The following is an 18,236-nucleotide window of genomic DNA, read 5'->3' as shown; positions in this document are numbered from 1 at the left end:
GGCATGTCGTTGACGCAGGCGAAGCGGCGATGCATCAAACCATCTGCTTCAAACTCCCAGTTTTCGTTGCCGTAGGAACGGAACCAGTTACCCGAATCATCGTGCCATTCGTAGGCGTAACGGACGGCGATGCGATTGTCGGTGAAGGCCCAGAGTTCTTTAATCAAACGGTAATCCAGCTCCTTTTTCCATTTGCGAGTGAGGAAACCTTTGGCTTCTTCGCGATTGGTAGCGAATTCGGCGCGGTTACGCCATTTGGTGTCCAGCGTATAGGCAAGCGAAACTTTTTCTGGATCTCGGCTGTTCCAGCCATCCTCAGCGAGTCGAACTTTTTCAATCGCAGTTTCACGAGTGAAAGGTGGAAGTGGCGGGCGAGCTTGTGCATTAGACATGGTGATGCCTCCGAGTTAATTAGATCACTCAATAGAGTCAGTAGTTATGGAGCTAGGCCGATATAGTTAGACCTGGCTAAAGCGATATTCCAGAACTTTATGCAGCAGCTGCTAGAACGCAGCCGACAACTACCATTAGTGGCAGAAATTAATCCCTTACCCTAAAAGCGCGTCAGAAAATATGAACGGGAGTGCTTACAGGCCCAACTCAGTCAAGCTTGGGTGATCGTCCGGGCGACGACCCAATGGCCAGAAGAACTTACGCTCGCTTTCCTTGATTGGCATGTCGTTGACGCAGGCGAAGCGGCGATGCATCAAACCATCTGCTTCAAACTCCCAGTTTTCGTTGCCGTAGGAACGGAACCAGTTACCCGAATCATCGTGCCATTCGTAGGCGTAACGGACGGCGATGCGATTGTCGGTGAAGGCCCAGAGTTCTTTAATCAGACGGTAATCCAGCTCCTTTTTCCATTTGCGAGTGAGGAAACCTTTGGCTTCTTCGCGATTGGTAGCGAATTCGACGCGGTTACGCCATTTGGTGTCCAGCGTATAGGCAAGCGAAACTTTTTCTGGATCTCGGCTGTTCCAGCCATCCTCAGCGAGTCGAACTTTTTCAATCGCCGATTCGCGAGTGAAAGGAGGAAGTGGTGGGCGAACTGGTGCATTGGACATGGTAGTGCCTCCAATCTTTTGGATGGTTCATTTAAGTTGGTGTTTCTGCAGCTTCAAACGCTTATGCGCTGTACTTCTTTAAGCAATACTCTGGCTGTTTCTCTTGCGCTATCTGTGGCAGTGTAGTCACCCATTACTCGTGCAACAGTTATCGCGCCCTCTATCAACACAAACAATTGTTTAGCCAAGGACTTCGGATCTTCGATGCCTAATTGGCTGGCCAGCTCTAACGTATAATCAAGTAGCTTCTGTTTATGCAGTTTTGCGATATGACGGATAGGGTCGTCTACGTTGCCTACCTCTCCGGCTGTATTAATAAAAGCACATCCCCGAAAACCGTCTGACTCGAACCAACTCTTAAGTACAGCGAAAATGTTGATAATACGATCCTGCGGAGTTGCCGCTTTTTCGCATTCACCTCTGAACCACTGCATCCAGCGTACATCCCGTGCATTTAATGCCGCTGCCGCTATGTCGTCTTTGTTAGAAAAATGGCGATAAATACTTTTACGTGCTACTCCCGAGGTCTTTACCAAGAGGTCCATACCAGTGGCATGAATACCATTTTCGTAAATGAGCTTCTCGGCGGTAGCAAGAATTTTTTCGCGTGTATCGGTCATTGGCTTATCCATGTATTTAGAGTAGAACGATCGTTCTCCCTGGTCAAGCTTCTACTGAATTTTTTTGATTGCGGGTTGGGTGGTAATTTTAATGGCGTCCTGCGCGCAGATTTGTCCGGACCCCGTGTCTTTCGTCATCGCCGGGCCGGTGCGACAACAAGGCCTGATTGTCAGCCTTGCAGCCTAGGAATGCCGGCGTCTTCTATCTGAGGGCTCAGGCGATTCAGACTCGACCAGTTCAATCGCTGTGCGGGATAGTGGGCCAATCCGGCAGTAGATCATTGAGCCGTCCTTGCTTTGTTGGTGGAAGGCCAGGCCATCGGTGTGAAGCGAAGTGATTATAGGACGTCTGCTATGGGTCGAAAGCTGCATGACTTGAATGTCCGCGTCTGGCCGCTTTCTACCCGTCACAAAGGGCCATAACGGCTCGCAAACCACCGACCTGCAAGCACCCTGCCGCGCGGCATATGCTGGGTGCGCGCTGTGTCCTGCGGGCAGGCTACGGATGTAAGCTCGCTATTTCGTCTGCTTGCCCGGAAAAGGATTTCGCTATGCCTAGCCCCATCGTCTTTATCCACGGTCTGATCGGCACGCTGCAGCTGCCCGATATGACCGCCGCCTTTGCCCCCCGGGCGGGCGCTGGCACCCGATCTGCTCGGTTATGGCACGCAGCGCGAGGTGCCGCCTGAGGCTATCGATCTGCCGGCGCAGGTGGCGCATCTGCAGCGGTTGATCGAGCGGCATTTCCCCGGCGAGGCGGTGCACCTGGTGGGGCACTCGGTGGGTGGGGTGGTGGCGATGCTGTTCGCCCAGGCCCATGGCCAGCAGGTGCGCAGCCTGGTCAGCGTGGAAGGTAATTTCAGCCTCGACGATGCCTTCTGGTCGGCTGCGGTGGCGCGTATGCCGGCGGCCGAGGCCTGCGCCATGCTCGAGGGTTTTCGTGCCGCGCCGGCCGCCTGGCTGGAGCGCGCCGGGGTCCAGGCCGATGCGCGCAGCCTGGCGATTGCCGAGCACTGGCTGGCCCAGCAGCCGGCCAGCACGTTGCAGGCCATGGCGCGTTCGGTGGTCGAGCTGACCGCGCCGGCGAGCTATCAGGCTGGCCTGCGCCGGGTCTTTGTCAGTCATCCCGTGCATTTGCTGGCCGGGGTGCGTTCGCGCGCCGGCTGGCATGTACCGCAATGGGCCGAGGAGGCCGCCGCCAGCCAGGCGCTGGTCGCCGACGCCGGCCACCTGATGATGCTGGAACAGCCCGAGTCTTTTCTCTCTGCGCTGAAAGCCGCGCTGCAACTCGCCTGAAAGATTTTTCCGACGACTGTCGATTCGCCCGTCGCTCGCTCGACTATGGTTTAGAACCCTGCCATGGGTTCGCTGTCTGCAGTAGGGCGTATAGCGCTCCCTGCTTGCGGTTTTTCGAGCCGGACAAGGAGAAAGGCGATGCGTTTTATGGTGATAGTCAAGGCCACTGCGGATTCAGAAGCCGGAGTGATGCCCAGCGAGGAACTGTTGGCGGCCATGGGCCGTTACAACGAGGAACTGGTCGAGGCCGGCGTGATGCTTGCCGGCGAAGGCCTGCAGCCCAGCGCCAAGGGCGCGCGGGTGAAGTTCTCCGGCAACCAGCGCACGGTGGTCGATGGCCCTTTTATCGAGACCAAGGAGCTGATCGCCGGCTTCTGGATCTTCCAGGTGGCCTCGCTTGAGGCCTGCATCGAGTGGGTCAGACGCTGTCCCAACCCCATGCTGGGGGACAGCGAGATCGAGATCCGGCAGATCTTCGAGGCCGAGGACTTCGGTGCCGAGTTCACCCCCGAATTGCGCGAACAGGAAGTACGTATTCGTACGCGTATTAGCAGCGAACACTAAGGAGAGTTGCGATGAAGATTCATGCCTATCTGATGTTCGACGGCCAATGTGAGGCCGCTTTCAACTACTACGCCCAGTGCCTGGGCGGCACCCTGGAAATGATGCGCTACGCCGACAGCCCGGAGGAAATGGAGGTTCCAGCGGAGTACCAGCAGCGCATCATGCATGCCTGCCTGAAGGTGGGCGACCAGTTGCTGATGGCCTCTGACAGCCTGCCGATGCACCCCTATGAAGGGATCAAGGGTTGTTCGATTTCCCTGCAGGTGGGCAACGTCCCCGAGGCCGAGCGGTTGTATGCCGCGCTGTCGGCTGGTGGCTCGGTGCAGATGGAGCTGCAGCAGACCTTCTGGGCCACGCTTTTCGCCATGTTCACCGACCGTTTCGGGGTGTCCTGGATGATCAACTGCGAGGTGGACAGCCAGATGGGCTGAGCGCCCGCTGGACTGCTTCGATAGAGGTGCCCGCCGCTTTGGCGGGCACACCAGGGCGCTGCTGGGCTGTAGATCCGCGGCGGATAAGGGCAGGAGCCGCGAACGGCTGAAACTGCCGGCAGCTGCTTGGGTCTAAGCTCTCAGGTATAAGCCTGCAGGAGGGTTCGGCCATGAAGCTGCGCTATCTGTTGTGTCTTGTTCTGTTAATGCCGCTGGCAGCCTGTACCGTGCAGGTCGGCGGCGATCGCGGGCGCTGGGTCGAAACCCCGCACTATCGTTATGCACCGCCACCCCGTGTCGAATGGCGCTGGGACCCCGATCTGGATGTCTATGTGGTGCTGGGCTGGCCGCATCTGTATTACCGGGATCGTCTCTATTACCGCTGGCATGGCGATGCCTGGCACTGGTCCGAGCGCCCCGATGGGCCCTGGGCCAGAGGCCATAAGAATGTACCGCCACGCCTGAACAAAAAGTACGGTAAGCCGCGCCGCGGTCATGGCACTGGGGGCGGCTACTAGCCCAAAACCCGTGGGCTATGGCTGCGCATGGCGGCCCCACGAAGGCGGGCCGCCGCGCATCCCTCAGTACTTACATATTGACCAGACCCAGGGCCTGCTGCAGCCGGTCCTCGCCCAGTTCATTGACGCCGGAGAGGAACTCGTCGCCCCAGCGGCGGATATCGTTGTAACTGACGATATCGAACAGCTCGCGCAGGCGCGCCTGGGCCTCGTCCCTGGGCATGTTCAGGGCCAGGTAGCAGGTCTGGGCCATGTCCATCGGATCGTGGGGGTTGGTCAGCAGGGCACCCTTGAGTTCGGCCGCGGCCCCGGCGAATTCCGACAGCACCAGCACGCCGCTGCCACCGAGCAGGCCCTGGGCGGCGACGAATTCCTTGGCCACCAGGTTGAGGCCGTCGCGCAGCGGGGTGATCCACATCACGTCGGCCATGGCGTACCAGGCGCTGACCTCTTCAAACGGCAGGCTGCGGAAGAAGAACTGCAACGGCGTCCAGCCGATGCGCGCAAAGCGACCATTGATGCGGCCCACGGCCTGCTCGATCTGCCCTTGCAGCTCGTCATAGATGGTCATTTCCTTGGCTGCTGGCACGCAGACGGTGACCAGGGTGACCTTGCCGAGCAGCTCGGGGTTTTCCTCCAGCAGGCGTTCGTAGGCGTTGAGTTTTTCCAGGATGCCCTTGGTGTAGTCGAGGCGTTCCACCGAGAGGATTAGCCTGACGCCGCTGAGTTCGGCGCGCAGGCGTTCCATCATTTCCTTGATCTTCGGCGCGGCCAGGGCGTTGCGCACCCGCTCGATATCCAGGCCCACCGGATGGGCACCGAGCTTGACCACGCGGCTGCCGGTATCGACGGCGGTGGTCATGCGCTCCAGGCCCACAGCGCAGCCATAGGTGATAAAGCGCGGCGCGCAGTTCTGTCGGCTGATGGTCTGCAACGGCATCACGCCGCGGGCGGCATCGACGAAGTTTTCCACCTGACGCGGGATATGGAAGCCGATGTAGTCGCACTGCAACAGGCTGCCGATGATCTGCCGACGCCAGGGCAGCACGTTGAATACATCCGCCGAGGGGAAGTAGGTGTGGTGGAAGAAGGCGATGCGCAGGTCCGGACGCAGTTCGCGCAGGTAACCGGGGACCATCCACAGGTTGTAGTCGTGCAGCCAGACGATGGCCCCTTCGGCGGCTTCCAGGGCGGTGCGCTCGGCAAAGGCGCGGTTGACCTTGAGGAATACCTGCCAGTCGTCCTCGCGGAACTGCGCGCGCTCCCAGAAGGTGTGCAGGGTTGGCCAGAAGGCTTCCTTGGAGAAGCGCTTGTAGAAGATATCGACCTCTTCCTTGCTCAGCGCCACCCGTGCGGCGGTCAGTCTGGGGTAGCGTTCGGCATCCACCGTGGTGTGGGTGTCGAAGGCTTCGCTGCTGTTTTCGTCATGTTCGGCCCAGGCGATCCAGGAGCCGGCGCGGCCATCGCCGAAAAAGCTCAAGAGGGTCGGGATAATGCCGTTCGGCGAGGTCGGACGGCGGCGCTGCAGCTTGCCGTCGCTGCCGCGGAATTCCTCATAGGGCAGGCGGTGATAGACCATCACCAGGTCGGCCTTGCCCGGCTCGGCGACCTGCTTGCCTTCGGCGGCGATACCCTGCTTGCCGAGAAAGCCGAAGTGCACGAAGGCTTCGAGAATGCCGCCACAACCGGCGCGCTCGGCATGGAGTACCCGCGAATGCTGACGGGTGGCCTGCAGCAGGCCGTCTTCGGATTCGCCCACACACACGCCCTTGAACTGGCCGCTAAGCATGGAGAGGTCATTGAGCGTGTCGCCGGCGGTCAGCACCTGGTCGTTGTCCAGTTCCAGCCACTCGACCAGCGCTTGCAGGCTGCTGCCCTTGTTGACGCCCTTGGGCAGGAAGTCCAGGTAGCGTTCGGCTGAGTAGAGCAGGTCGCAACCCAGGGCGTCCGCTGCTTCCAGCAGGGCCGGGTTGGCCGCCTCTTCCGGGCTGCAGAAGTAGGAGCAGCGGCGTACCTGCGGTACGTCCTGGCGCTCCAGGGCAAAGCGCTCGATGGCGCTGGCGACCTGGCTTTCGCCGGGCCAGAGGGCGTCCACCGCATTTTGCAGCGGCTGAATCGATTGCAGGCTGTCGCCATGCACCAGGCTGGCACCGACGTCGGAGATGATGAAATCCGGTTGCGGCAGGGTCGGGTCTGCCAGCAATGGCAGAACCGACTCCAGGCTGCGCCCGGTGACATAGGCCAGGCGGATTTCCGGGTGGGCGGCAATGGTCTGGTAGAGACTCAGGCGATCCTTGGGATCGCCGCCGAGAAAGGTTCCATCGAGATCGGTGGCAAGTAACATGCGCTGTCTTCCTGTCCAGTTAAGTGGGTGCAGTGACGCGCCGACATGGGCCGACGTGCTGATAAAGGGCAGGCATGTGCTGTACTCACCGCCGGGGCGTGAGTACAGCGCATGGCTACGGGGTGGTTGGGGCTGGTTCCTCTTCGGTTGGCGAGGTGGGTTGCTGTTCGTGGTCGCTGGGCGGTGTGTCGGGCATCAGCTCCAGCACCGTATGGCTGGTGCGCAGCATGGGCATAAAGTGCCCGGCCGGCGCGCTGACCAGGTCGCTGACATGGCGCAGGCGGTACAGCGTGTAAGCCGCGAGCAGGCCCAGGGTGGCGGCGAAATACAGCGGCAGTGCCTGGGCACCGAGGTGCTGCATCAGCAGGCCGGCGAGCAGTGGGCCGCATACCGAACCGATACCATTAACCATCAGTAGACTGCTGGAACCGGCGAGAATTTCATCGCTGTGCAACTGGTCGATCAGCTGCGCCACGGCGATGGGGTAGATGGCAAAGGCCAGGCCGCCCCAGATAAACATCAGCCCCAGCAGCAGGCGGCCGGCGGGCAGCAGGCTCATCAGTACTGCGACCACTACCGACAGCACGACCACCCAGAACAGCACCTGGCGGCGGTCATGCCTGTCCGAGTAGATGCCGATCGGCCATTGCAGTAACGCGCCGCCAAGAATCGCGCTGCTCATCAGCAAACCCACGCCAGTGGCGTCGAAGCCGTTCAGGCTGGCGTATACCGGGGCCATGCCCCAGAACGCACCCAGGGCCAGGCCGGATAAACCCGCAGCGGCCAGCGCCAGCGGGGCGATACCAGCGATCTGGCGCAGGTTGGTGTGCAGGGTGTCCGGTACGCTGGGCTGCACCTGCCGGGTCAGGGTAATGGGCATCAAGGCCGCGCTGATCAGCATGGCGGCCAGCACAAACAGCACGAAGTCGCTCGGGGAAGCCAGGTTGAGCAGCTGCTGGGCGGCGGCCAGCGCGCCGAGGTTGACCGCCATGTACACGGCGAACACCTGGCCGCGTTTGTCGTTGGGCACCTGAGCGTTAAGCCAGCTCTCGATCACCATATACAGGCTGACCAGCGCCAGGCCGTAGAGCACACGCAGGCCCAGCCAGACCCAGGGGTCAATGATCAGCACATGGAGCAGGGCGGTGATGGCAGCCAGCGCTGCGCAAAAGGCAAACGCACGGATATGCCCAACGCGGCGGACCAGCGGAATCGCTAGCCAGGTGCCAAGGAGAAAACCGACAAAGTACCCGGACATGATCAGTCCGAGCATCCCGGTGGAGTAGCCTTCGGCGACGCCACGCAGGGTCAGTAGGGTGTTTAGCAGGCCATTGCCGAGGAGGAGTAAAGCAACCCCACCGAGCAACGAGCTGATAGGGGCAATCAGGGACCACATGGCGACCTACCCTAGGGGACTATGCCTGTGAACGCAAGCATGAAAGGTGCCAGTGCTTAGCTAGGTAACTAATTAAGTTGTTATTTTAAAACAGTTATTTTTATAGATAAACGGTCTTTGAATATTTTAAGTCGTTGGTTTTGCGCGTGCCGAGGGCGTTGTAACGCCGTGCTGCACCAATACCGTTCGCGGCCTCGGCCGCTACAAGGTTGTCTTCGCGGCGCTAGAAGGTTGTTCGGCGTTTGTCGTGCCGGGTATGCCAAGCAGCGCAATAGGCTCCAGGGCTGAACTGGCCTGGTTGATACGTTCGAGCAGCTGGTTGATGGATTCGCGATCACGGCCGTTGCTCAGGTGCTGATCGGCAGTTTCCTGCACGCTGCGCACATGCCGCAGCAGATCGGTTTTCTGCGTAGTGCGCAGCGGCTGGTAGAGCAGATTCTTGAAGGCTTGCAGCAAACCGAGCAGCACACTCACATCGGCGCAACCGTAGTGGCGAATGGGGCCGAATACCTGTTGCAGCAACTCATCCAGCGAGAGTTCGTAATGCCAGAGACGCGGTGGGCCGTCGTCCGTCAGGGTGACATCCAGGTCCGGCAGGGGCAGGCGCTTGCTGAACAGCACGCTGAGCAGGTCGATGGCGGTAATCGCCGTGCCGGGGTCGTTGATGCCTGGGCTGAGCGCCTTGACGGCGATTTCCGACATCTGCGTGCAGCCAAACAGGTAGTGGGTGTGGGCGTATTCCTCGAGAAAGAAATCGAAGCAGTCGAGCAGCGCATCGCTAATCGCAGGATCGACCTCGCGGTCGAGCTTGAACAGCGGCCGGCCACTCATCACAAAGAACCCACGATGGATCATCACGGTCATGCGCAGGTCGTGCTCGCACAAGATTGTGTTGATCGTGTTGACGTTGATCTCTTTGAAATAACCACTGCGTTGTGCGCAGATTTCCTGCCAGTTTTGATCCTCTGGCCAACTGGGCAGATTGTCGATAGAGGCCAGCTTGGCTTCGCGCGCGGCGAGTTTCGTCAGGGTGGTGTGGTACAGATTGTTGAGGATGTACTCCACCTGAATCGAGCGGGAAATCGAGTGGATAAAGTGCACAAACAGGCCCAGGCAGGCGAGGCCCATCGCCAGTGCCATCAGTACGCCGAGGCTGGGTACCTGGGTTGAGTTGTCCAGTTCAATCGTGGTGATCAGCAGCAGCGAGAAGAGGATGGTGCCGAGGTAGAACCCCAGGGTCTTCTGATGGCTTTTATCGCTGATCAGGCCGGGCACTACGCGCGGTGACAGCGCGGCGGCGGCATTGTTGAGCACCACCATGACCATGGAGAAGCTGAACACCATCAGCGACAGGATGCCGCCGACCAGTGTGCCCAGAATCAGGCGGGCATTTTCGGCATTGCGCACCAGGCCGATATCAATCTTGCCTTTGAGCGACATCATCCAGGGCTGGTATTCGATGCTCATGCTCAGCAGGCACAAAACGAAGAAGCCCAATGCGATCAGCGTCGGATAGAAGGCCAGGCTCTGCAAGATGCGCTGGTACAGGCGGAAGACTAAGTTCAACAAGCGGGGCACGGGCGTCTCGGAGCGATGGGCGTACGGCGACTATAGCAAGCTTGTTGGCCCATGCTGCTACCTGAGCCCCGCTGCTGCAGGGCTCAGGCGCGTTTCAGTCGCAGCAGACGCGTGAAATGGCGCTGGCCAGCTGATCCAGGCGCTCACCGTCGAGCCCGGCCATATTCGCTCGGCCTGAGCCGACCATATACACGCTGAACTCATGACGCAGGCGTTGCACCTGGGTTGGGCTCAGGCCGGTGTAGGAGAACATGCCGCGCTGCAGCGCGATATGCGCAAAACGCTCGCTGAGCCCATAAGGCTGCAGGGCTTCGACCAGGCCTGCACGCAGGCTGGCGACGCGCTGGCGCATGCTCTCCAGTTCTTCACTCCACAGGGCTTTCAGTTCGGTATTGTCGAGAATGCTGGCGACCACCGCTGCGCCGTGGGCCGGCGGGGTAGACCACAGATTGCGCGCGATAAACGCCAGCTGGCTGCGCACATCCTGCAGCTTTTCCGCGGTCTCGGCGCAGACGATCAGTGCGCCGGTGCGCTCGCGGTACAGGCCGAAATTCTTCGAACAGGAGCTGGTGATCAGCAGTTCGGGCAACTCTGCTGCGAACAGGCGCACGGCGAAGGCGTCCTGCTCCAGGCCATCGCCAAAACCCTGGTAGGCGAAGTCGATCAGCGGCAGTAGCTCGCGGGCTTTCACCACCTCCAGCACGCGCTTCCAGTCGCGCGGGGTGAGATCGAAGCCGGTGGGGTTGTGGCAGCAGGCATGCAGCAGCACCACATCGCCCTTGGGCACGTGGGTGAGGGCGGCGATCATCGCCTCGACATTCAACTGGTTGTCCGCGCCGACATAGGGGTAATGACCGACGCGTAGGCCGGCGGCAGCAAAGATGCTCTCGTGGATCGGCCAGGTCGGGTCACTCAGCCAGATGCCGCGACCCGGCAGGCAGTGGGCGATAAAGTCCGCACACAGACGCAGCGCACCGGTACCGCCAGGCGTCTGGGTGGTGCCGGCGCGTTCGGCCAGCAGCGGGCTGTCGGCACCCAGTACCAGCTGACTAAGCAGGCTGCCAAACAGTGGGTCGCCATGGCCGCCGATATAGCTCTTGGTCGTTTCGCTTTCCACCAGCCGCTGTTCGGCGAGCTTTACCGCGCGGGGAATCGGCGTCAGGCCCTGGGCGTCCTTGTACACGCCGACGCCGAGGTCGAGCTTGGCCGGGTTGCGATCAAGCCGATAGGCGTCCATCAGGCCGAGAATCGGATCGCCAGGTACTCGCACTATGTTGTGAAAGTGGCTCACTTGCGGCCCTCGGCACCTGCAGCCAGCACATCGGTGCGTGCGGCCATGATGAAGTCGTTGCGGTGCAGGCCGCGCATTTCATGGCTCCACCAGGTCACGGTGACCTTGCCCCATTCGGTGAGCAGGGCCGGGTGATGGCCGACTTCCTCGGCGATGGCCCCGACTGCGTTGGTAAAGGCCAGGGCGTGGCGGAAATTCTTGAACAGGTAGACCCGTTCCAGTTCCATATGGTCGTCGCGTACCTCGATATTCCAGTCCGGAATCTCGCGGATCAGTTCGGCCAGCTCTTCATCACTGACTTTCGGCGCATCGGCGCGGCAGGCTTCGCATTGGGCTTGGGCAAGGGTGGTCATGTCGGGTTTCCTTCAATCTGTGGGTATTGATGGGGCTGAGATTAGGCCTTTTGTAGGAGCGGCGGGAACGCCTAGTTCATGCCCGCGATCGCGGCCATGGGCCGCTCCTACAGTAAGTAGGGTGGACATGCGCAGCTTGTCCACCGCTGGCAATGAGGGTGGACAAGCCTGGCGGCATGTCCACCTTAGGCGGCTTTCGGCGGAAATTTCGGGGCGTGCAGACCCAGGCGCATGGCCTGCTGGACCATGGCCATGATGTCTTCATGGGCCAGTTCAAACAGGCGCTTGAGCTCGGGCAGGACAAAATACAGCGGCTGCAAAATGTCGATGCGGTAGGGCGTACGCATCGCCTCTATTGGGTCGAAGGCCAGGTGCTGCGGCTCATCGGACAGGCAGTAGAGGGTTTCCTTCGGCGAGGACAGAATGCCGCCGCCGTAGATGCGTCGGCCCTGGCTGGTATCAACCAGGCCGAACTCGATGGTCAGCCAGTACAGGCGCGCCAGGTACACGCGCTCCTCCTTGCTGGCAGCCAGGCCGAGCTTGCCGTAGGTGTGGGTAAATTCGGCGAACCAGGGGTTGGTCAGCAGCGGGCAGTGGCCGAAGATCTCGTGGAAGATGTCCGGTTCCTGCAGGTAGTCCAGCTCCTCAGGCGTGCGGATAAAAGTCGCCACCGGAAACTGCTTGCTGGCCAGCAGCTCGAAGAAGGTCTGAAACGGAATCAGCGCCGGCACCCGCGCCACGCTCCAGCCGGTGCTGGCCCGCAGCACCTGGTTGATCTCGCCGAGCTGGGGAATGCGCTCATGGGGCAGACCGAGCTGTTCGATACCGTCCAGGTATTCCTGGCAGGCGCGTCCTTCGATCACCTTGAGCTGGCGGGTGATCAGGGTATTCCACACCTGATGCTCGGCTTCCGGGTAATGGATAAAGCCGCTGTCATCCGGTTCGCGAGCCACGTACTGGGTCATGCTGCTGCCTCCTGCTGGGGCTTTTGTTGTTGTGTTTGAGCCAGAAATACTCCAGTGGTTGCGCTTGTGCAGCCCTCGACTGGGCCGGCTATGGATAAACAGGGTGTTTATTCCGTAAAGAATTGGTTACGTATGCGCCGATGTGGCGAAGCATCGTCTTGCTGCTGCGCTAATCTGTCACATATTCTTGACGAATAATCCGCCGAATCTGTCGATTTTTTCGCCAGAAGGCCCATAAGAAGCCTGTTTAGAGTCCTGCCATGCGTATCAAAGTCCACTGCCAGAACCGAATTGGCATCCTGCGTGACATCCTCAACCTGCTGGTCGAATACGGCATCAACGTCGCCCGCGGCGAAGTCGGTGGCGAGCAGGGCAATGCCATCTACCTGCACTGCCCGAACCTGATCAACCTGCAGTTCCAATCCTTGCGGCCCAAGTTCGAGGCGATTTCCGGGGTGTTCGGCGTCAAACGCGTGGGCCTGATGCCCAGCGAGCGTCGCCATCTGGAGCTCAATGCCTTGCTCGGAGCCCTGGATTTTCCGGTGCTGTCGATCGATATGGGCGGCAGCATAGTCGCCGCCAACCGCAGCGCCGCGCAGCTGCTCGGGGTGCGGGTGGATGAAGTGCCGGGCATTCCGTTGTCGCGCTACGCCGAGGACTTCGACCTGCCGGAACTGGTGCGCGCCAACAAATCGCGGATCAACGGACTGCGGGTCAAGGTCAAGGGTGATGTGTTTCTCGCCGATATCGCGCCGCTGCAGACCGAGCATGACGAGAGCGACGCCCTGGCCGGCGCGGTGCTGACCCTGCACCGGGCGGATCGAGTGGGCGAGCGCATCTACAACGTGCGCAAGCAGGAACTTCGCGGTTTCGATTCGATCTTCCAGAGTTCCAAGGTGATGGTCGCCGTGGTGCGCGAAGCCCGACGGATGGCACCTCTGGATGCGCCGTTGCTGATCGAAGGCGAAACCGGTACCGGCAAGGAGCTGCTGGCCCGCGCCTGCCACCTGGCCAGCCCACGCGGGCAGTCGCCGTTTATGGCGCTGAACTGCGCCGGCTTGCCGGAATCCATGGCCGAGACCGAACTGTTCGGTTACGGCCCCGGTGCCTTCGAAGGTGCGCGGCCGGAAGGCAAACTCGGCCTGCTGGAACTGACCGCCGGCGGCACCCTGTTTCTCGATGGCGTGGGCGAAATGAGCCCGCGCCTGCAGGCCAAGCTGCTGCGTTTTTTGCAGGACGGCTGCTTCCGCCGGGTCGGCAGCGACGAGGAGGTTTACTTGGATGTGCGGGTGATCTGCGCCACCCAGGTCGACCTGTCCGAACTGTGCGCCAAGGGCGAGTTCCGCCAGGACCTTTATCACCGCCTCAACGTGCTCAGCCTGCATATTCCGCCGCTGCGCGAATGCCTGGATGGCCTGCCGCCGCTGGTGGAGCATTTTCTCGACCAGGCCAGCCGGCAGATCGGCTGCCCGCTGCCCAAGCTAGCGCCGCAGGTGCTGGATAAACTCGGTCACTACCACTGGCCGGGCAACGTGCGTCAGTTGGAGAACGTGCTGTTCCAGGCCGTTTCCCTGTGCGATGGCGGCGTGGTCAAGCTCGAACATATCCGCCTGCCGGACTACGGCGCGCCGCAGCCCTTGGGCGAGTTTTCGGTGGAAGGCGGGCTGGACGATATCCTCGGCCGCTTCGAGAAAGCCGTGCTCGAGCGCCTGTTTCACGACCACCCGAGCAGTCGTCAGCTGGGCAAGCGCCTGGGGGTGTCGCACACCACCATCGCCAACAAGTTGCGCCAGCATGGGTTGGGTAAGGAGTAGGGGGCTATCGGCCTGCTAAAGTGTTGCCAGCCAATGGACTGATCACAAGGACGACCATGACCCTCAGCCGCAGTGATGCCCAGCAACGGGCCGACGATATTGGGGTATTCAACCGTGAGTTGGCCCGCTTGGAGGCCGAGCAGGTGCTAAGCCTGAGCGATGACCAGCGCGCCCGTTTGCACGGCCATCAGCAGCAGTTGCTGGCCAGTTACCGCACGGCCTTCGATATCGATCACGACAACCAGGCCCGGCAGTTGTCTTTGGGTATGCGTGTCGCCTCATTTTTCGGCGCACTGGCCCTGGCCGCCAGCCTGTTCTTTCTTTTCTATCAGTTCTGGGGGCTGTTTGGCGAGGTCAGCCAAGTGGCCATCCTGCTGGCGGCGAGTCTGGGTTCCTGTGCCTTGGCTCTGTGGCTGAGTCGGCGCGATGGTTCGGGTTATTTCAGCAAGCTGGCGGCGCTGCTGGCCCTAACCTGCTTTGTGCTGAATATCGTCATGCTCGGGCAGATCTTCAATATCACCCCTTCGGACAAGGCTCTGTTGCCCTGGGCCGCCTATGCCCTGTTGCTGGCTTATGCCTGTCACGCGCGGCTGCTGCTGGCGGCGGGCATTCTCTGCCTGCTGGCCTTTATCGCTGCGCGGGTGGGCAGTTGGGGTGGCCTCTACTGGCTGGACTTCGGCGAGCGGCCGGAGAATTTCTTCCCGGCGGCGCTGCTGGTCTTTGCCGTGCCGCTGCTGATCGCGCAGCGCCGCTATGAGGGCTTTGCCGTGATCTACCGGGTGTTCGCTCTGCTGGCGTTGTTGTTGACGGTGCTGGTGCTGTCCCACTGGGGCGAGGCCAGCTACCTGAACTATTCGCCGGCGCTGATCGAAGGTGGTTATCAGTTGCTCGGCTTTGCCCTGTCCGCCGCGTTGATCTGGCTTGGGGTGCGCCGTGGCTGGAGTGATGTGGTCAACACCGGGCTGAGCTTCTTGGTGATCTTTCTCTACACCAAGCTGTTCGACTGGTGGTGGGCGCTGTTGCCCAAGTACCTGTTCTTCCTACTGCTGGGTTTGATTGCGGTGCTGATCCTGCTGGTGCTGCGGCGCTTGCGCAGCCGCCATGGGCTATTCGCGGGGGTAGGGCAATGAAGGGTACTCAGGGTTATTTCCTCGTGGCTGGCCTCGGTCTGATCGCGCTGGTCAATGCCATCGTGCTGCTCGGTGTGGCCTGGAATCGCCAGGAGCCGGCGGAGAGTCGCCTGCAACTGTCCGAGCGCGAGTTGCTCAGCCACTATGGCTACGCGCGCAAAGAGAACAGCGGTATCGGCCTGCGCCTGGATTATCGCTGGCCGAGCGCGGAGGACGACGAGGGTTTCTATCCGTCGATCTCTCTGGAGAAAATGCTTGAGCTGGGGTTCCAGCAGCCGGCAGGGCCGGATGATGACAGCCTGCGCCGCTATAGCCGCCAGCAGCAGCGCGAGGCCTTGTTGGTGCTGGAGCTGGATGGGCCGGCCTATCAGCGTGAGGTACAGCTGGCCAGGGATCGCTACGCCGAAGCGCAACGCCTGCAGCGGCTCGATCCGGGTAACCGGGCGCTGGCCGATGAGGCTCGCCAGGCGGCCAGTAGTCTGGACAGTCAGCAGCAGCGGATCAGTCGCCTGATGGTGGTGGATCTCGGACTGGACCGGCAGACGCTGCGCGCGCGATACCCGGATCGGCAGCGCTACGCCATTGTTCGTGGCCATGTGCGGCCCTTTGCCCACCGTCAGTGGCTGCCGTGGCGGGGCGAGGGCGATGACCCGCGCCCCGATGAGCAGCGCTGGCAATGGCAGCTGGGCGGCAGCGGCGAAAGCGCCGGTCTAGGGCGTATCCATCTGCCGCAGCGCTGGCATAAGCTGTTTGTCAGCCTGCCCCGGGGTGGCGTAAAAGGCGATCTGCACGGGAAGAGTTACGACAAGCAGTTCATTGTGGCGCTGGCCTTTGGTCGGCGGCTGGAGCCCTGGATTGTCGACCTGCAGGAGCGCACGCGCTGAGATTCTCGGGTGCTGATGGCAATGTGCGGATTATGGGAGGTGGTTTATGGGGCGAATGCTGGCCAGCCTGATGTTTCCGGCGCTGCTTTTCAGTGATGCACTATGGGCCGCCGGAGCTGATATGCAGAGCCATGAAGCGGACATGCGTTCGCAGCACTATCAGCTGCACCGGGTCTCCCGCGACATGCCGCCTCCAGGGCGCTGGGACAAGTCCCATGACAGCTTGGTAATCGACCTGCTGTCCTTCAAGGATCGGCTCGATACGGCACCCGAGCCGGTCAGGCGTTACGTCGCGCAGCTGACGGCTGACTTCTCCAGATCGGTGCCGCTGCGTGATGTGCTCAAGCGCGATGACGTGGTCTATTACAGCGATTACTGGACCACCAAGGGCAGCGTCCTGAATATCGTCGAGTACCGTAAGGTGAATTCGGCCAGCGATCTGACTCCCTATCTGGGGCCGCTGTCCTCCATCCCGACCTCCAGCTATGGTCTGGCAAAATATCACTTCAACTACAAGGGTGAAGTGCTGCCCTTTTGGGGGATTGCGCAAAAGGACAAGTGGTCTCTGCGCAAGCGCTACTGGGCGCGTGCCCAAGTTTTTCTGCCTTTCGGCGAGTCGGCCGGCCTGGATATCGCGGTGATCGGCATGGAGCTGGGGGTCAATCATATGGAGGCGGTGGGTACCTTTATTCTGCTGCCCAGGGATTTTCAGTGACGAGCGTTGCGATCACAGGCAGCGGCCCATGGCTGTGCCGTTACCTGCTTTGGATAGATGGTTGCGCTGCCGCGGCGGCCGCTGTGCTGCTGTTAGCCTTCGGCCCATGGCTGCAGCACTGGTACGGCTTGCCGGCGGCCCTGTTGCAGCTTATCGCTATGGTCAGCCTGGGTTATGCCGCTTACTCGCTGAGCCTGGCGCGCCTGTCCAGGCGGCCCGCTTGGGCGCTGGTGCTGCTGGTGGTGGCCAATGCCTTGTGGGCGCTGCTGTGCATGCGCTGGGCGCTGTTGTATGGCCCGGCTGCGAGTCTGCTGGGCGTGCTGCATCTGCTTGTCGAGGCCCTGTTTGTCGGTACTCTGGCCTTGCTGGAGTGGCGTTGGCGGGCACACCAGCGGGCTGTTTAGCTGTTCGGTTCACCACGCCAGGCCGCTACCACGCGCTCACGCAACGCCTGGCGATCCTGCAACTGGTTGATCGCCTGCTCGGCCAGGTTGATCCAGTAGCGGTCAACCTCGGCTTGGCGCACCGAGGTGCGTGAAGCCAGCTCTGCCCAGGCTGCAGGCAAGTGTTTGCCGTCAAAGCCGCCTGGTTTGTCGTCGGCCAGGTAGCGCACGCGGGTGATGCCAGCCAGCAGGATGCGGCCGTAGCACATCAGGCAAGGTTGCAGGCTGACGTAAAGGGTCAGGCGGCTGCGATCCTGCTGTGGGTGCTCGGTTTCCAGCTGATCGAGTAACAGCATCTCTGCATGAGCGGCGCTGTGGTAATGGCCGGCAAATACCTGGTTGCGGGCGCTGCAGAGCAATTCCTGGGCGTCGTTGACCAGTACTGCGCCCACGCCATAACAGTCTTGCTCCACAGCCAACAGCGCCTGCTCGCAGCACAGCCGTGCCCAGATATCCTCGGGGTGCTGGCTGGGCGGGGCGTGTTGTAGCAAGCGGATGTGCTGGTTTTCCATCGGTTGCTCCGTGCGCTGGAAGGCGGGCAGGGCGGGCATGCTGAAGTCTTGTCAGACTAGCCCTGCCTGTGGCGTCTGCCTGGTGGATACTGGCCGACCCGGATGGCAGGGGCCTTACGACCTTGGTGCAATGGTGTCGGGATACGGGGCAGGGCAGACTGCAGGCGTTCCAATCCTGCGTGGTTTGGATGCAAGCGTTTCTCCATTCCTCCCCCGGAATGATTTGGGTAGGCGGTCAGATGACCGCCTTTTTTTTTATCCGAGAAAAGTGTCCGCAACCATGGTCGTAGACCGTTAAGACCATGGTCGAATGGCTCA

19 protein-coding genes are annotated in these 18,236 nt (G+C 61.1%); 9 read left to right on the top strand and 10 right to left on the bottom strand.

The genetic code is table 11. The features are described from left to right. The 3 genes from WMW70_RS10965 to WMW70_RS10955 form a co-directional block, all read right to left on the bottom strand. On the bottom strand, positions 1-392 hold a 392-nt coding region (locus WMW70_RS10965; RefSeq protein WP_341437535.1), incomplete at its 3' end, for a nuclear transport factor 2 family protein. A 195-nt stretch (positions 393-587) separates the two neighbouring features. Then, positions 588-1,064 carry a nuclear transport factor 2 family protein gene (locus tag WMW70_RS10960; RefSeq protein WP_341437534.1) on the bottom strand — a complete coding sequence of 159 codons (477 nt, stop codon included), beginning with the start codon at positions 1,062-1,064 and terminating at the stop codon, positions 588-590. A gap of 53 nt (positions 1,065-1,117) precedes the next feature. Beyond that, complete coding sequence (locus WMW70_RS10955) at positions 1,118-1,696, bottom strand: TetR/AcrR family transcriptional regulator (RefSeq protein WP_445942131.1); 579 nt, start codon at positions 1,694-1,696, stop codon at positions 1,118-1,120. Between the two features lie 609 nt (positions 1,697-2,305). On the opposite strand from WMW70_RS10955, the gene WMW70_RS10950 reads away from it, so the two are divergent. The 4 genes from WMW70_RS10950 to WMW70_RS10935 all read left to right on the top strand — a co-directional run bounded on the left by WMW70_RS10950 (position 2,306) and on the right by WMW70_RS10935 (position 4,493). Then, complete coding sequence (locus WMW70_RS10950) at positions 2,306-2,980, top strand: alpha/beta fold hydrolase (RefSeq protein WP_341437532.1); 675 nt, start codon at positions 2,306-2,308, stop codon at positions 2,978-2,980. Positions 2,981-3,118: 138 nt separating this feature from the next. Continuing rightward, on the top strand, positions 3,119-3,544 hold the full coding sequence (locus tag WMW70_RS10945; RefSeq protein WP_341437531.1) for a YciI family protein: 426 nt from the start codon (positions 3,119-3,121) through the stop codon (positions 3,542-3,544). An 11-nt stretch (positions 3,545-3,555) separates the two neighbouring features. Beyond that, on the top strand, positions 3,556-3,975 hold the full coding sequence (locus WMW70_RS10940) for a VOC family protein (RefSeq protein ID WP_341437530.1): 420 nt from the start codon (positions 3,556-3,558) through the stop codon (positions 3,973-3,975). 170 nt (positions 3,976-4,145) lie between these two features. Further along, complete coding sequence (locus WMW70_RS10935; protein ID WP_341437529.1) at positions 4,146-4,493, top strand: hypothetical protein; 348 nt, start codon at positions 4,146-4,148, stop codon at positions 4,491-4,493. Between the two features lie 70 nt (positions 4,494-4,563). On the opposite strand, the gene ggpS is transcribed toward WMW70_RS10935, so the two are convergent. The 6 genes from ggpS to phhA form a co-directional block, all read right to left on the bottom strand. Further along, the gene (gene ggpS / locus WMW70_RS10930; protein ID WP_341437528.1) at positions 4,564-6,837 is read right to left on the bottom strand and encodes a glucosylglycerol-phosphate synthase; all 2,274 of its coding nucleotides are present in this window, start codon (positions 6,835-6,837) and stop codon (positions 4,564-4,566) included. A 115-nt stretch (positions 6,838-6,952) separates the two neighbouring features. Further along, the gene (locus WMW70_RS10925; protein WP_341437527.1) at positions 6,953-8,233 is read right to left on the bottom strand and encodes an MFS transporter; all 1,281 of its coding nucleotides are present in this window, start codon (positions 8,231-8,233) and stop codon (positions 6,953-6,955) included. Positions 8,234-8,434: 201 nt separating this feature from the next. After that, on the bottom strand, positions 8,435-9,811 hold the full coding sequence (locus WMW70_RS10920; protein ID WP_341437526.1) for a DUF2254 domain-containing protein: 1,377 nt from the start codon (positions 9,809-9,811) through the stop codon (positions 8,435-8,437). 94 nt (positions 9,812-9,905) lie between these two features. Continuing rightward, entirely contained in the window at positions 9,906-11,102 is a 1,197-nt protein-coding gene (locus WMW70_RS10915; RefSeq protein ID WP_341437525.1) for an amino acid aminotransferase, read from the bottom strand. Beyond that, on the bottom strand, positions 11,099-11,455 hold the full coding sequence (locus WMW70_RS10910; protein WP_341437524.1) for a 4a-hydroxytetrahydrobiopterin dehydratase: 357 nt from the start codon (positions 11,453-11,455) through the stop codon (positions 11,099-11,101). Before WMW70_RS10910 ends, WMW70_RS10915 begins: the two co-directional genes overlap by 4 nt. Positions 11,456-11,640: 185 nt before the next feature. After that, positions 11,641-12,420, bottom strand: coding sequence for a phenylalanine 4-monooxygenase (gene phhA, locus WMW70_RS10905; protein ID WP_341437523.1), 780 nt, complete (start codon positions 12,418-12,420; stop codon positions 11,641-11,643). A gap of 260 nt (positions 12,421-12,680) precedes the next feature. Here phhA and WMW70_RS10900 point away from each other — a divergent pair, with 260 nt between their 5' ends. From WMW70_RS10900 to WMW70_RS10880, 5 genes are all read left to right on the top strand, one after another. Next, complete coding sequence (locus tag WMW70_RS10900) at positions 12,681-14,234, top strand: sigma-54-dependent transcriptional regulator (protein WP_341437522.1); 1,554 nt, start codon at positions 12,681-12,683, stop codon at positions 14,232-14,234. 56 nt (positions 14,235-14,290) lie between these two features. Beyond that, positions 14,291-15,364: a DUF2157 domain-containing protein gene (locus WMW70_RS10895; RefSeq protein ID WP_341437521.1), complete on the top strand. Its 1,074-nt coding sequence runs from the start codon at positions 14,291-14,293 to the stop codon at positions 15,362-15,364. Continuing rightward, positions 15,361-16,248, top strand: coding sequence for a DUF4824 family protein (locus WMW70_RS10890; RefSeq protein WP_341437520.1), 888 nt, complete (start codon positions 15,361-15,363; stop codon positions 16,246-16,248). Before WMW70_RS10895 ends, WMW70_RS10890 begins: the two co-directional genes overlap by 4 nt. A gap of 46 nt (positions 16,249-16,294) precedes the next feature. After that, positions 16,295-16,963 carry a hypothetical protein gene (locus WMW70_RS10885; RefSeq protein WP_341437519.1) on the top strand — a complete coding sequence of 223 codons (669 nt, stop codon included), beginning with the start codon at positions 16,295-16,297 and terminating at the stop codon, positions 16,961-16,963. An 83-nt stretch (positions 16,964-17,046) separates the two neighbouring features. Beyond that, the gene (locus tag WMW70_RS10880) at positions 17,047-17,367 is read left to right on the top strand and encodes a hypothetical protein (protein ID WP_341437518.1); all 321 of its coding nucleotides are present in this window, start codon (positions 17,047-17,049) and stop codon (positions 17,365-17,367) included. Here WMW70_RS10880 and WMW70_RS10875 read toward each other — a convergent pair. Beyond that, positions 17,364-17,957, bottom strand: coding sequence for a nucleoside deaminase (locus tag WMW70_RS10875; RefSeq protein ID WP_341437517.1), 594 nt, complete (start codon positions 17,955-17,957; stop codon positions 17,364-17,366). The genes WMW70_RS10880 and WMW70_RS10875 overlap by 4 nt on opposite strands. Positions 17,958-18,236 lie beyond the last annotated feature (279 nt).

This window comes from Pseudomonas sp. XK-1 (genome assembly GCF_038069885.1).
GTDB lineage: Bacteria > Pseudomonadota > Gammaproteobacteria > Pseudomonadales > Pseudomonadaceae > Aquipseudomonas.
The sequence above is the reverse complement of the archived record's forward strand: the minus strand, read 5'-3'. Positions and strand labels throughout refer to the sequence as shown.